10 protein-coding genes are annotated in these 13735 nt (G+C 72.4%); 9 read left to right on the top strand and 1 reads right to left on the bottom strand.

Going from position 1 to position 13735, the window contains the following annotated elements:
* The first annotated feature begins 85 nt into the window (after positions 1 to 85).
* The 9 genes from ACIQVL_RS35675 (at position 86) to moeZ (ending at position 11972) form a co-directional block, all read left to right on the top strand.
* On the top strand, positions 86 to 1804 hold the full coding sequence (locus tag ACIQVL_RS35675; protein ID WP_403477391.1) for an ABC transporter substrate-binding protein: 1719 nt from the start codon (positions 86 to 88) through the stop codon (positions 1802 to 1804).
* A gap of 4 nt (positions 1805 to 1808) precedes the next feature.
* A complete protein-coding gene (locus tag ACIQVL_RS35670) occupies positions 1809 to 2861 on the top strand; it encodes an ABC transporter permease (RefSeq protein ID WP_403477390.1) in 1053 nt (350 codons plus the stop codon).
* Positions 2858 to 3856, top strand: a complete 999-nt coding sequence (locus tag ACIQVL_RS35665) for an ABC transporter permease (RefSeq protein ID WP_403477389.1) — start codon at positions 2858 to 2860, stop codon at positions 3854 to 3856. Before ACIQVL_RS35670 ends, ACIQVL_RS35665 begins: the two co-directional genes overlap by 4 nt.
* Positions 3853 to 5445 carry a dipeptide ABC transporter ATP-binding protein gene (locus tag ACIQVL_RS35660; RefSeq protein WP_403477388.1) on the top strand — a complete coding sequence of 531 codons (1593 nt, stop codon included), beginning with the start codon at positions 3853 to 3855 and terminating at the stop codon, positions 5443 to 5445. Before ACIQVL_RS35665 ends, ACIQVL_RS35660 begins: the two co-directional genes overlap by 4 nt.
* A 291-nt stretch (positions 5446 to 5736) precedes the next feature.
* Entirely contained in the window at positions 5737 to 7509 is a 1773-nt protein-coding gene (locus ACIQVL_RS35655) for a glycosyltransferase (protein WP_403477387.1), read from the top strand.
* A 251-nt stretch (positions 7510 to 7760) separates the two neighbouring features.
* Positions 7761 to 8834 (top strand): hypothetical protein, encoded by a 1074-nt coding sequence (locus ACIQVL_RS35650; protein ID WP_403477445.1) that lies wholly within the window; start codon positions 7761 to 7763, stop codon positions 8832 to 8834.
* Between the two features lie 199 nt (positions 8835 to 9033).
* Positions 9034 to 9993 carry an NAD-dependent epimerase/dehydratase family protein gene (locus tag ACIQVL_RS35645; RefSeq protein WP_403439140.1) on the top strand — a complete coding sequence of 320 codons (960 nt, stop codon included), beginning with the start codon at positions 9034 to 9036 and terminating at the stop codon, positions 9991 to 9993.
* The gene (locus tag ACIQVL_RS35640; RefSeq protein ID WP_403439138.1) at positions 9981 to 10730 is read left to right on the top strand and encodes a spherulation-specific family 4 protein; all 750 of its coding nucleotides are present in this window, start codon (positions 9981 to 9983) and stop codon (positions 10728 to 10730) included. Before ACIQVL_RS35645 ends, ACIQVL_RS35640 begins: the two co-directional genes overlap by 13 nt.
* A 63-nt stretch (positions 10731 to 10793) precedes the next feature.
* A complete protein-coding gene (gene moeZ, locus ACIQVL_RS35635; protein ID WP_403477386.1) occupies positions 10794 to 11972 on the top strand; it encodes an adenylyltransferase/sulfurtransferase MoeZ in 1179 nt (392 codons plus the stop codon).
* A 77-nt stretch (positions 11973 to 12049) separates the two neighbouring features.
* On the opposite strand, the gene ACIQVL_RS35630 is transcribed toward moeZ, so the two are convergent.
* Complete coding sequence (locus ACIQVL_RS35630; protein ID WP_403477385.1) at positions 12050 to 13615, bottom strand: alpha/beta hydrolase; 1566 nt, start codon at positions 13613 to 13615, stop codon at positions 12050 to 12052.
* Between the last annotated feature and the right edge of the window lie 120 nt (positions 13616 to 13735).

Genomic DNA, 13735 nt, shown 5'->3' with positions numbered 1-13735 from the left:
GGGCAGACGTCTGCTCACTTCCGTCTCACTCCTCGTCAATCTGTCTCGCCAATCGAGACTCGCCTTCCGAGAGGTCGTCATTCCGATGCGTCACCCGTCCGTGACCAACGCCCGCGCGGCGTACGTTTCGCTTGCCCTTGTCGTGGCAGCGGGCGCCGCCGCCTGCGGGCCGAAGGACAACGATGCCAACGGCTCCGGTGGCGACTCCACGCCGCACCAGGGCGGCACGCTCACCGTCCTGAACTCCGACCCCCAGTCGGACTTCGACCCGGCCCGCCTGTACACCTCCGGCGGCGGCAACGTGCCCTCCCTGGTCTTCCGCACGCTCACCACCCGCAACCGCGCGGACGGCGCCGCCGGCACCAAGGTCGTCCCCGACCTGGCCACCGACACCGGGCGCCCCAGCAAGAACGCGACCGTGTGGACGTACACCCTGAAGGCGGGCCTCAAGTACGAGGACGGCACCCCGATCACGTCCGCCGACATCAAGTACGGCATCGAGCGCTCCTTCGCCCCCGAGCTCTCCGGCGGCGCGCCCTACCTGCGGGACTGGCTGGCCGGCGCCGCCGACTACCAGGGGCCGTACAAGGACAAGAAGGGGCTCTCGGCGATCGAGACGCCGGACGACCGCACGATCGTCTTCCACCTGAACAAGCCCGAGGGCGAGTTCCCGTTCCTGGCCACGCAGACGCAGTTCACGCCGGTCCCGAAGGCGAAGGACACCGGTACCAAGTACGAGGAGCACCCGGTCTCGTCCGGCCCGTACAAGGTCGTCAAGAACGAGAACGACGGCGAGCACCTGGTCCTGGAGCGCAACAAGTACTGGTCCGCCTCCGTCGACGACCAGCGCAAGGCGTACCCCGACAAGATCGACGTGCAGTCCGGGCTGGACTCGTCCGTGATCAACCAGCGGCTGTCGGCGTCCCAGGGGACGGACGCGGCCGCCGTGACGACGGACACCAACCTCGGCCCGGCCGAACTCGCCAAGGTCACCGGCGACAAGGAACTCGCCGCGCGCGTCGGCACCGGCCACTTCGGATACACGAACTACATAGCGTTCAACCCGAAGGTCAAGCCGTTCGACAACCCCAAGGTGCGGCAGGCCATCTCGTACGCCGTCGACCGGTCGTCCGTGATCAACGCGGCGGGCGGCAGCGCCCTCGCCGAGCCCGCGACCACCTTCCTGCCGAACCAGAAGTCCTTCGGCTACACGCCGTACGACAACTTCCCGGCGGGTGACACCGGCAACGCGGCCAAGGCCAAGGAACTGCTGAAGGAAGCCGGTTACCCGAACGGGCTCACCGTCACGCTGACCCACGACAACGCCGACAACTTCAAGACGAGCCCCGAGATCGCGACCGCGATCCAGGACGCCCTCAAGAAGGCCGGCATCACGGTCAAGCTCCAGGGCCTGGAGGACAACAACTACTCCGACACGGTCCACAGTGTGAAGACCGAGCCGGGCTTCTTCCTCGCCGCGTGGGGTGCCGACTGGCCCTCCGGCGGTCCCTTCCTCGCTCCGATCTTCGACGGCCGGCAGATCGTCAAGGACGGTGCGAACTTCAACGCCTCCCAGCTCAACGATGCTTCGGTCAACGCAGAGATTGACGCGATCAACAAGTTGACCGATCTTGACGCGGCCGCCAAGCGGTGGGGTGCACTGGACAAGAAGATCGGCGCACAGGCCCTGACCGTGCCGCTGTTCCACCCGGTCTACAAGCGACTGGTCGGCAAGGACATCAAGAACGTCGTGATCAGCGACTGGACCGGCGTCCTGGACATCTCCCAGGTCGCGGTGAAGTAGCACCGTGAGCGAGGCATTTGTCGCCACCCAGGCCCCCGAGGCGCTCGCCTCGGGGGCTTCGGGGGCTCGTCAGTTCTGGCGGCGGCTGCGCGCGCAGCGGGCCGCCGCGGTCGCGGCCGGCGTCGTCGCGCTGCTCGTCCTGGTCGCGCTCGCCGCGCCGCTGCTCACCGCGCTGGAGGGCCAGGACCCGTTCACCTACCACCCCGCCCTCATCGACTCCGCGCGCGGCGGTGTGCCGGTCGGCTCCCTCGGCGGCGTCTCCGCCGACCACTGGCTGGGCGTCGAGCCGCAGACCGGGCGGGACCTGTTCGCACGGCTGGTGTACGGGGCGCGGGTGTCCCTGGGCGTTGCGTTCTCGGCGACCGTGATCCAGGTCCTCCTCGGGCTGGTCGTCGGCGTGGCGGCCGCGCTCGGCGGTGGATGGATTGATCAAGTGTTGAGCCGGGTCACGGACATCATCGTCGCGCTGCCCCTGATGATCATGTCGCTGGCACTCCTCGCGATCGTGCCGCAGAGCTTCCCCCGGCCCGTCCTGGTCACCCTCGTCATCGGGTTCATCGCCTGGGGCACGATCGCGAAGATCGTGCGCGCCCAGACACTCACCCTGAAGGGGCTCGACTACGTCGCCGCCGCACGGCTCAGCGGCTGGGGTGCCTGGCGCATCGCCCGCCGCGAACTACTGCCCGGCCTGGCCGCGCCGGTCATCACATACGCCTCGATCCTCATCCCGGTCAACATCAGCACCGAGGCGGCCCTGTCCTTCCTCGGCGTCGGAGTGAAGCCGCCGACACCCTCCTGGGGCCAGATGCTCACCGCCGCCGACGTCTGGTACCAGGCGGCCCCGCAGTACCTGCTCCTGCCGGCCGGCTCGCTGTTCGTGACCGTCCTCGCGCTGACCGTCCTGGGCGACGGCGTCCGCACCGCCCTGGACCCGCGCGCCGCCTCCCGGCTCGGCGTCGGCACCGGCCGCAGGCGCGCGGCCGTGACGGCGACGGCAGCGACGCAGACGACGGCGACGGGGACGGGGACGGCGAAGACGAAGGGGGAATCCGCGTGAACGGCTTCGGTGGCTTCCTACTTCGCCGCACCATCGGCACCGTGGCGACCCTGCTCGCCATCTCGGTGCTCGTCTACGTCGTCTTCTACGTCACCCCCGGCAACGTCGCCCAGATCACCTGCGGCCCGCGCTGCTCCCCGGAACAGGTGCACCAGGTCGCCCAGCAACTGCACCTCGACGACCCCCTGTACGTGCGTTACTGGCACTTCCTGGAAGGCCTGGTCGTCGGCCAGGACTACTCCACCGGCACCTCCGTGGCGCACTGCTCCGCACCCTGCCTCGGCCTGTCCTACCAGACCGACCAGCAGGTCCTGAGCATCATCCTGACCCGGCTCCCGGTCAGCCTCTCGCTGGTGTGCGGCGCGATGGTGCTGTGGCTGGCCCTGGGCGTCGGCACGGGCGTGCTCTCCGTCTGGCGGCGCGGCCGGCTCACCGAGCGGGTGCTGACCGGCCTGACGCTCGCGGGCTGGGCCACGCCGGTCTTCGTCATCGGCCTGGTCCTGATGATCGTCGTCTGCGGCGAACTGCAACTGCTGCCCTTCCCGCAGTACGTGAAGTTCACCGACGATCCCGAGCAGTGGGCGTGGAACCTGCTGCTGCCCTGGTTCTCCCTCGCCCTCATCGAGTCCGCGGCGTTCGCCCGGATGACCCGGGCGTCGATGCTGGAGACCCTGGCCGAGGACCACATCCGGACCTTCCGCGCGTACGGCGTCGGCGAGCGCTCGATCGTCGGCCGGCACGCCCTGCGCGGGGCGCTCGCGCCGGTCATCGCGCTGAACGCCAACAACTTCGGCTCGGCCGTCGGCGGAGCCGTGCTCACGGAGACACTGTTCGGCCTGCCCGGCCTCGGCCAGGAGCTCGTCCACGCCGTCAGCGTGGTCGACCTGCCCGTCGTCGTCGGCATGGTCCTGGTCGTCGGCTTCTTCGTGGTGCTGGCCAACGCCGTCGCGGACGTGCTGTACGCGGTGGCCGACCGACGGGTGGTACTGACGTGAGTCTCGTCCGAGTCAGCGATCTGACCGTCGACTTCGGCGACCTGCGCGCCGTGGACGGGCTGTCGTTCACCCTGGAGGGCGGCGCCGCCCTCGCCCTGGTCGGCGAGTCCGGCTCCGGCAAGTCCACGGTCGCCGCGGCCCTGCTGGGCCTGCATCACGGTACGGGGGCGCGGCTCGGCGGTTCGGTCGAGGTCGCAGGTACCGACGTACAGGCCGCCTCCGACGGCGAACTGCGCAGGCTGCGCGGCACGAAGGCGGCGATGGTCTTCCAGGACCCGCTGTCGTCCCTCGACCCGTACTACGCGATCGGCGACCAGATCGCCGAGGTGTACCGCGTGCACACCCGCGTGTCACGGCGCGCCGCACGCGCGCGTGCCGTGGAGGTGCTCGACCGGGTCGGCATCCCGGACGCCCGGCGCCGGTCCCGGTCCCGCCCGCACGAGTTCAGCGGCGGCATGCGGCAGCGCGCGCTGATCGCCATGGCGCTCGCCTGCGAGCCCGAACTGCTCATCGCGGACGAGCCCACCACCGCCCTCGACGTGACCGTGCAGGCCCAGATCCTCGACCTGCTGCACACCCTGCGCGAGGAGACCGGCATGGGCCTGCTGCTGGTCACCCACGACGTGGGCGTCGCCGCCGAGAGCGTCGACCGGGTGCTCGTCATGCGGCACGGGCGCGTGGTGGAAGACGGGCCGGTCGCGGCTGTGCTCGGCGCGCCCGCCGAGCCGTACACCCGGGAACTGCTCTCCGCCGTGCCGCGCGTGGACGCAGTGCGGGCGCCCTCACAGGTGTCCGAGGAGGTCGTCCTGGAGGCGACCGGCCTGCGCCGCGAGTTCGGGCGCGGGAAGCGGGCGGTCACGGCCGTGGACGACGTGTCGCTGGCCGTGCGCCGGGGCGAGACCCTGGGCGTCGTCGGCGAGAGCGGCAGCGGCAAGACCACCCTCGGCCGGATGCTGGTCGGGCTGTTGGACCCGACGGCGGGGGAGGTCCGGCACGACGGCCACGCACGCGTGGGCGTGGACCCGGCCGTCCAGATGGTGTTCCAGGACCCGGTGTCGTCCCTCAACCCGCGGCGCAGCGTGGGCGAGTCGATCGCCGACCCGCTGCGCGCGCGGGGCGAACGGGACGAGGGGCGCATCCGGGGGCGCGTGATCGAACTGCTGGTGCGCGTGGGGCTCGAAGCGGCGCACTACCAGCGCTATCCGCACGAGTTCAGCGGCGGCCAGCGCCAGCGCGTGGGCATCGCGCGGGCGCTCGCGGCCGACCCGCGGGTCATCGTCTGCGACGAGCCGGTCTCCGCGCTGGACGTCACCACCCAGGCCCAGGTCGTCGCCCTGCTCGGTGAACTCCAGCGCGAACTCGGGCTCGCGCTCGTCTTCGTCGCCCACGACCTCGCCGTCGTGCGCCAGGTGAGCGACCGGGTCGCGGTCATGCGGCGCGGCCGGATCGTCGAGACCGGGCCGGCCGACGAGGTCTACGACAATCCCCGGGACCCGTACACCCGACAGTTGCTGGCCGCCGTGCCGGCGCTCGACCCCGAGGCCGCGGCCCGGCGGCGGGCGGCGCGCCGGGAACTGGCGTCGGCGTGACGTTTCCGCAGATCCGCACGCGGGTCCACGGCGAGACCCGCGTACGGATCCGGGCGTGACGTTCCGCCGTCGCATGGTCGCCTAGCGCGACAGAACGCGACCCGCACGGGAAAGTTACGACCGTTCACCCCTTTTGGTGGCGCGATGGACAACCGTCCGTCGCGCCACCGTCTTGTCCGCATACCTTCGTCCCGCTGCGAGCCACCGAGCCACGGTGGCTCCCCATACGGGAGATCGATCGGGGGTGCACACGTGCGCATCGGACTGCTTACGGAGGGTGGTTATCCGTATGTGAGCGGTGACGCCAGACTCTGGTGCGACCGGCTCGTGCGCGGGCTCGGGCAGCACGAGTTCGACCTCTACGCGCTCAGCCGCACCCGGCGCCAGGAGGACGAGGGCTGGCTGCCGCTGCCGCCGCACGTCAGCAGGGTCCGGACGGCTCCGCTGTGGACCGCCGACGAGGACGGCATCACGTACGGACGGCGCACGCGCCGGCGCTTCGCCGAGAGCTACGGCGAGTTCGTGGGGGTGCTGTGCGCCGGTCCGGCCGCGGCCGACACGGACAGCACGGGCGGCATGGGCGGCGCAGGCGGCTTGAACGGGCCGGGCGGCGCAGGCGGATCGGGCGGCTTGGACGGGCCCGGCGGCGCGGGTGCTGTGCCCGGTTCTCTGGCGGACCGTTTCGGCAATGCGCTCCACGGACTCGCCGAACTCGCCCGTGACGAGGGCGGCCTGGCCGCCGCGCTCCGCTCCGACACCGCCCTGCGCACCTTGGAGCGCGCCTGTCGCGCACCCGGCGCCCTCGGTACGGCGCGCGCGGCCCGCGTGCCCGATCTGCTCACCGTCGCCGCACACCTCGAACGCGCCCTGCGCCCCCTTTCCCTGGACTGGTACGGCGACGACGGCCTCGGCGCGGCCGACCTCTGCCATGCCACCGCCGGCGGCCCGGCCGCCCTGGCCGGCCTGCTCGCCCAGCACTTCTCCGGTGTACCGCTGCTGGTCACCGAGTACGGCGTGCAGCTGCGCTCGCACTACCTCGCCACCGGCCCCGACACGGCCACCCCCGCCGTACGCGCGCTGCTCGCCGCCTTCCACGGCCGGCTCGCCGCCGAGGTCTACCGCCGCGCGGTGATCATCACGCCGGGCAATGCGCACACCCGGCGCTGGCAGGAGCGCTGCGGCGCCGACCGCGCCCGCATCCGCACCGTGCATCCCGGCATGGAGGCCGCCCGCTTCACCGAGGTGGGCGAGGCCCCGGACCGCGCGGAACCGGACACGCTCGTGTGGGTCGGCCGGATCGAGCCGGCCAAGGACCTGGTGTCGCTGCTGCACGCCTTCGCCGAGGTCCGCAAGGAGGAACCCAAGGCGCGGCTGCGGGTCGTGGGCGCCCCGGCGGGGCCGGAGGGCGAGGCCTATCTGGGGCACTGCAGGGCGCTCGCCGCGCAGCTCTTCCCCGACGAGGCCGACGGCGTGCACGCCGTCGGCGACAACCCGGTCTCCTTCGACGAGATGGGCGGACCCGAGGCACCGACCCTCGCCGACGCCTACGCGTCCGGCGCGATCGTCGTCCTGTCCAGCGTCGTCGAGGGCTTCCCGGCGGGACTCGTCGAGGCGATGTTCTGCGGCCGGGCGACCGTCTCCACGGACGTCGGTGCCGTGGTGGAGGCCATCGGCGGCACCGGGCTCGTCGTGCCCCCGCGCAATCCCCGGGCGCTCGCGGAGGCGTGCGTGGCGCTGCTCCGCGACCCCGAGCGCCGCGAGCGCCTCGGAGCCGCCGCGCGCGCCCGAGCGCTCGAACTGTTCACCGTCGAGCAGAACATCGCGGCATTTCACGGCATTTACCTGGAGATCGTCTCGCACTGCCCGGTACGCCGGGTCGTTCTCGACCGGTCGGGCGAGCCCCTGCCGTTCGCCTTCCCGGCCGAGGCCCGCGTACCGGGCCGCTGGACCGGCCCCACGGCCCGCGTCGCCCATCGCGCCGTACCGGGCTGGGCCCTGGGCACCGCCATGCGGCCCACCCCCGTACGGGCCACCCCGCGCACGGCCACCGAGGGGGCGCTGTGAACGGCGACGAGGACGGCACGGTGAACGGCGGCCCGGGAGAGCTGGACCGGCCCGGACGGCCCGGCGCGGCCGACGCCTGGGACGCACGATCGCAGGGGTGGCTCCTGGAGGCCGAGGAGGTCGGCCCGGGGCACGTCTTCCCCGCGGGCGCGGCACCGGCGTCCGACGGGATCCCCCTGGGCGGCCCGGCCGCAGCGCGGGACACCGTCGGCGGCCGCAGAACCACACCCCGCCGAGGCGCCGCCGACCCGGTGAAGGCGCTGATGCACCGGCACCGCGCACTCTGCGAACGGGCCGTGGACCCGCTGGAGATCGCGGCCGGCCTCGAAGCACACGGCGTCACCGACCGCACCGCCTCCCGCTTCCGGCACCGTGACGTCTTCTCCCTCGCGGAAGAGCTCTACGCGCGCGTCCCCCGCGACGAGGACCCCCGCCCGTACCCCGGACCGGCACCCACGCCCCGCGTGCGCGCCGACCGGGCGCTGCTCACCCTCCTCCCGGGCGCCGTGTGCGCGGCGGCCGTGACCGCCGTACGGCTGACCGAGGGCCGCCCCCGCCTCCTGGCGGCAGCCGTCGGCGTGCTCGCCGTGGCCTTGGCCGTACGCCCGGTCCTGCGCCGCGGCCCCCTGGCCGCAGCGGCCCGGACCCCGGCCTGGCGCACCACTACCGGCACCCGTGCGTGGACCTGCTGGCTCCTTGCCTACGCCCTGCTCGGCGACGGCCTGCTGCGGGCCGTCGTGGACGGCGGCCCCGACGGCCTCCCGACCGGCGCGGCCACCGGCCCCTGGCCCGTGACCACGGCTCCCGTCCTCGCCCTCACCCTGGCCTGCGCACCGGCTGCCTGGAGCGCCCACCTCCTCACCGCGGGCGCCCGCCGCAGGCTCGCGGCCAGCCGGGGCCTGGAGGAGTTCACCGGGGCCGTACAGCCGCTGCTGCTCGGCACGTTCGCCCTCTTCCTCGGCGCCCTCACCGCCCTGCTCGCCCTGTGCGGCGCCGCCCTGGGCGAACCCGCGGGCTACCCGGCGGCCCTCGCTCTCGGCGCCCTCCTGCTGCTCGCCCGCCTCCTCGCCGTCCACAACGTCCCGCAGGGCCCCGCCCTCGCCGCCGCGGCCGCCACGGAAGCGGCGGCCCTGGCCCTCGTCCTGGCCGGCCGGCTGCCCGGCTGCGCCTTCCTGGCCGCCCCTGTCGACCACCTGGTCGACGCCTGGGGCGCGGGCGGCATCCCGGCCCTCGCCTGCGGCGCCGCCGCGCTCGCGCTGCTGGTCCGGGCGACCGGCACCCTGACCCGGGCCTCGGCCCACGCGCCGACGGGAGACCCGGAGTGAGCAGAGCCGCCGACCACCTCGCACGCCTCGCCGAGCCGTCCCGGCGGCGGGCCCCCGGCACGCCGCCTGAGGCGACCGCACCACCCCTTGAAGGAGACCACCAGATGACCACCTCCCGACCCGGACCCGGAGCGTCCGGAACCACCGGAAGCGCCGGAACCACCGGAGTCGCCGGAGCACACACCCCGGGAGCCGCGCGATGAGGGTTCTGCTGATCGGAGCCAACGGATACCTCGGCCGCTTCGTCGCCGACCGGCTGCTCGCCGACCCGGCCGTCCAGCTCACCGCGCTCGGCCGCGGCGACGACGCCGACGTCCGCTTCGACCTCGCCACCGGCAGCCCCGGCGCGCTCACCCGCTTCCTCGACGCCGTCCACCCGGGCGTCATCGTGAACTGCGCCGGTGCCACCCGCGGCGGCGCCCGGGAGCTCACCCGGCACAACACCGTCGCCGTAGCCACCGTCTGCGAGGCCCTGCGCCGCAGCGGCTGCGGCGCCCGCCTGGTGCAGGTCGGCTGCAGCGCCGAGTACGGTCCGAGCCAGCCCGGCTCCTCCACCGCCGAGGACGCCGTGCCCCGCCCAGGCGGCCCGTACGGCGTCAGCAAGCTCGCCGCCACCGAACTCGTCCTCGGTTCCGGCCTCGACGCCGTCGTCCTGCGCGTCTTCTCGCCCGCCGGTCCCGGCACCCCGGCCGGCTCACCGCTCGGCCGCCTCGCCGAGGCGATGCGCCGCGCCATGCAGTCCGGGGACGGTGAGCTCAAACTCGGCGGCCTCGGCGCCCAGCGCGACTTCGTCGACGTACGCGACGTCGCCCGTGCCGTCCACGCGGCTTCGCTCTCCGCCGCCCAGGGCGTCATCAACATCGGCTCCGGCCGTGCCGTCCGGCTCCGCGACGCCGCCGCCGTCCTCGCCCGGGTCGCCGGATACGGCGGCGCCCTGCACGAACTGGACGGCCCGCCGGGGCCGCTGCGCGGCGCCATCGGCCACCCCCGGATGGACGGCGAGCACGCGGGCCCGGTCGCGTACCCGTACCCGGACGGCTGCGGCAGCTGGCAGCAGGCCGACGTGCGCTGCGCCCGCGACCGGCTCGGCTGGCGCCCCCGCATCAACCTCGAGGAGTCCCTCGCGGACATCTGGATGGAGGCGGCGTGCCGCATCTGAGCAGCACCAGGGCGGGCGCCGTGACCAACGGCGTCCGCACCGCCGTCGGCGTCCCCGGCTACGCCCACCCCCTGCTCGCCCCCGCCCAGTGGGCCGAACTCACCCGCCCCGGCACACCCCTGCACTGGGTCGTCCTCGACGTGGCGAACGGCCCCGGCAGCCTCCCCGACCCGCACTGCCTGGAGGCGGCCGGCCGGCTCCGCAACGCGGGCGTCCGCGTCCTCGGCCACCTGGACACCGCCTACGGCGCCCGCCCGCACGGCGACCTGCTGACCGATGCCCGCCACTTCCACGACTGGTACCGCGTCGACGGCTTCCTGCTCGACCGCTGCCCCACCGAGCGCTCCGCGCTCCCCGAGATCCGCCGCACGGTCGCGGCGCTCCGCGCCATCGGTGACGGACTCCACATAGTCCTCGGTCACGGCACTCACCCCCACCCGGGTTACGCCGAGAACGCCGACCAACTGGTGACCTTCGCCGGGCCCTGGAGCGACTACCGCTGGTCCCAGGTCGCCGAGTGGACCGCCGACTACCCGCCCGACCGCTTCTGCCACTTCGTGCACGGCATACCCCTCGGCCACCTCGACGAGGCGCTGCGCGTCGCCCGCTGGCAGGGTGCCGCCACGATCTACTTCACCGACCGCACCGATCGCTGGGGCCGGGCGGATCCCTGGGAGGCGATGCCCGGCTACTGGGACGAATTCGTCTCGCGGATCGGAACAGGTGTCTCGGAATGAAGAAGCCCGTGGCAGTGTTACAGGGAGAACAACCGTAGTGATAGACCGACCAACGGAGTCCCCGTGTCGCTGCCACCCCTGGTCGAGCCAGCCTCTGAGCTCACCGTAGACGAGGTCCGCAGGTACTCCCGCCACCTGATCATCCCCGACGTCGGGATGGACGGGCAGAAGCGGCTGAAGAACGCCAAGGTGCTCTGTGTGGGCGCCGGCGGCCTGGGCTCGCCGGCGCTGATGTACCTGGCCGCCGCGGGCGTCGGCACCCTGGGCATCGTGGAGTTCGACGAGGTCGACGAGTCGAACCTGCAGCGCCAGATCATCCACAGCCAGGCCGACATCGGCCGTTCCAAGGCCGAGTCCGCCCGTGACACGGTCAAGGGCATCAACCCGTACGTGGACGTGATCCTTCACGAAGAGCGGCTCGAGGCCGAGAACGTGATGGACATCTTCAGCCAGTACGACCTGATCGTCGACGGCACCGACAACTTCGCCACCCGCTACCTGGTGAACGACGCCTGCGTGCTGCTGAACAAGCCCTACGTGTGGGGCTCCATCTACCGTTTCGACGGCCAGGCCTCGGTCTTCTGGTCCGAGTACGGCCCCTGCTACCGCTGCCTCTACCCGGAGCCCCCGCCGCCGGGCATGGTCCCCTCCTGCGCCGAGGGCGGCGTCCTGGGCGTGCTGTGCGCGTCCATCGGCTCCATCCAGGTCACCGAGGCCATCAAGGTCCTCACCGGCACCGGTGAGCCCCTCGTCGGCCGTCTGATGATCTACGACGCCCTGGAGATGCAGTACCGCCAGGTCAAGGTCCGCAAGGACCCGAACTGCGCGGTCTGCGGCGAGAACCCCACCGTCACCGAGCTCATCGACTACGAGGCCTTCTGCGGCGTCGTCTCCGAGGAGGCCCAGCAGGCGGCCGCCGGCTCGACGATCACTCCCAAGCAGCTCAAGGAGTGGATCGACGACGGCGAGAACATCGAGATCATCGACGTCCGCGAGCCGAACGAGTACGAGATCGTCTCCATCCCGGGCGCCAAGTTGATCCCGAAGAACGAGTTCCTCCTCGGCACCGCCCTGGAAGGCCTGCCCCAGGACAAGAAGATCGTCCTGCACTGCAAGACGGGTGTCCGCAGTGCGGAGGTCCTCGCCGTCCTGAAGTCCGCGGGCTTCGCGGACGCCGTCCACGTCGGCGGCGGCGTGATCGGCTGGGTCAACCAGATCGAGCCGTCGAAGCCGATCTACTGAGCGCCGGTCCACTGAGCACAGGCTCCGCGATGGGCGGGGGCTTCGGGCACGACAGGTGCCCGAAGCCCCCGCCTTCGTCATGAGCAGATCGTGCCGTCCTTCGGGACCGTGCCGCTGACCAGGTAGGCGTTCACCGTCGAGTCCACGCAGTCGCTGCCACTGCCGTACGCGCCGTGGCCCTCGCCCTTCCAGGTCAGCTCGACGCCGACCCCCTTGCCCAGCTCGTCGGCCATCCTCCGGGCGCCCTCGTAGGGGGTGGCCGGGTCGCCGGTGTTGCCGACCAGCAGGATCGGTGCCGCGCCCGGTGCGCTCACGTCCGGGGTGTCCCACTGCCCGGCCACCGGCCAGTCGTGGCACCAGCCGGCCGAGTCCCAGCCCAGGAAGTCCCCGAAGACGGGCGAGACCTTCTCGAACTCCGCCAGCCGCTGCTTCGTCTCGGCGAGCGTCGGCCGCTCCTTGTCGTCCAGGCACGATATGACCCGTTGGGAGTGCGTGGTGGTGCCGTAGTGCCCCGAGGAGTCACGCTCGTTGTACTGGTCCGCGAGCGACAGCAGTTCCGAGCCGTCGCCCTCCTCGGCCGCCCTGAGCGCGCTGGTCAGTGTTGGCCAGCTGTCCTTGCTGTACAGCGGCAGCACGATGCCGGTGACCGCGAGGCTCTGCGTCAGCTTCCGCCCGGAGGACGCGGGCAGCGGTGTGGCGTCCAGTCGCTTCAGCAGATCGGCGATCTTCCGGGAGCCCTGTTCCGGGTCCTGGCCGGTGGACTTGAGGTAGTCGTCCAGGGCCCGCTGGAAGCCGGCGGCCTGGTTCTTCTCCTGGCCGACCGAGTCGGCCGTCGGGTCCACCACCGCGTCCAGGATCAGCCGTCCCACCTTCTTCGGGAACAGGTGGGCGTACACACCGCCCAGTTCGGTGCCGTAGGAGATGCCGAAGTAGTGCATCCTCGTGTCGCCGAGGACCTGGCGCATGAGGTCCATGTCGCGGGCCGTGTCGGTCGTCGAGACATGTGCGATGAGCTTGCCGGCGGCCTTCTCGCAGCCCTTGCCGAAGTCCGCGGCGTCCTGGAAGTACGCCGTCTCCTCGGCCGCGGTGTCCGGAGTCGAATCGACCGACTCGGCGCGCTGGATGTCCTTGTCGCTGCGGCAGCGGATCCCCTCGCTGGCCCCCACCCCGCGCGGGTCCCAGCTCACCAGGTCGTACCGCTCGCGCAGCGCGGAGACGGTGCCGGCGAAGTACGGCATCGTCGAGACGCCGGAGCCGCCGGGCCCGCCGAAGTTGAAGAGCAGCGAGCCGATCCGCTTCCCCTGCCCGCCGCTCGCCTGCTCCCGGATCAGCGCCAGCCCTATCGTCTCCCCGTCCGGCTTCGCCCAGTCCAACGGCACCTTGAGCGTCGCGCACCGCCATGTGTCCCCGGGCGCTGCGGAGTCCGAAGTGGCCTTGCAGCGGCCCCAGTCGAGCTTCTGGGAGGTGAGGGAAGCGGGCAGGGCTGTCGAGCCCGTCGAGCCTGTTGCGGTCGCCGTGGCGGCCGACGGCTGCCCGGACGAGGCCTTCCCCTCGTCGTCACCCCCACCCGACGACCCACTGCTGCACCCGGCCACGAGCAGCCCCGCGGCAACAGCCGCCGCCCACCGTACATATCGCAACATGCGCGTACACCCCCCACACGGGCTCTCCGCACATTCGTTGCGGGAGAGCGGTCAGGCCATAGTAGGCGGATCGGGAGGGGGCCGTTTCAGCCTGTGGATAACCTTTTGACCTGCATGTTT

Source organism: Streptomyces sp. NPDC090499, assembly GCF_044769305.1.
In the GTDB taxonomy this organism is placed as follows: domain Bacteria; phylum Actinomycetota; class Actinomycetes; order Streptomycetales; family Streptomycetaceae; genus Streptomyces.
The sequence above is the reverse complement of the archived record's forward strand: the minus strand, read 5'-3'. Positions and strand labels throughout refer to the sequence as shown.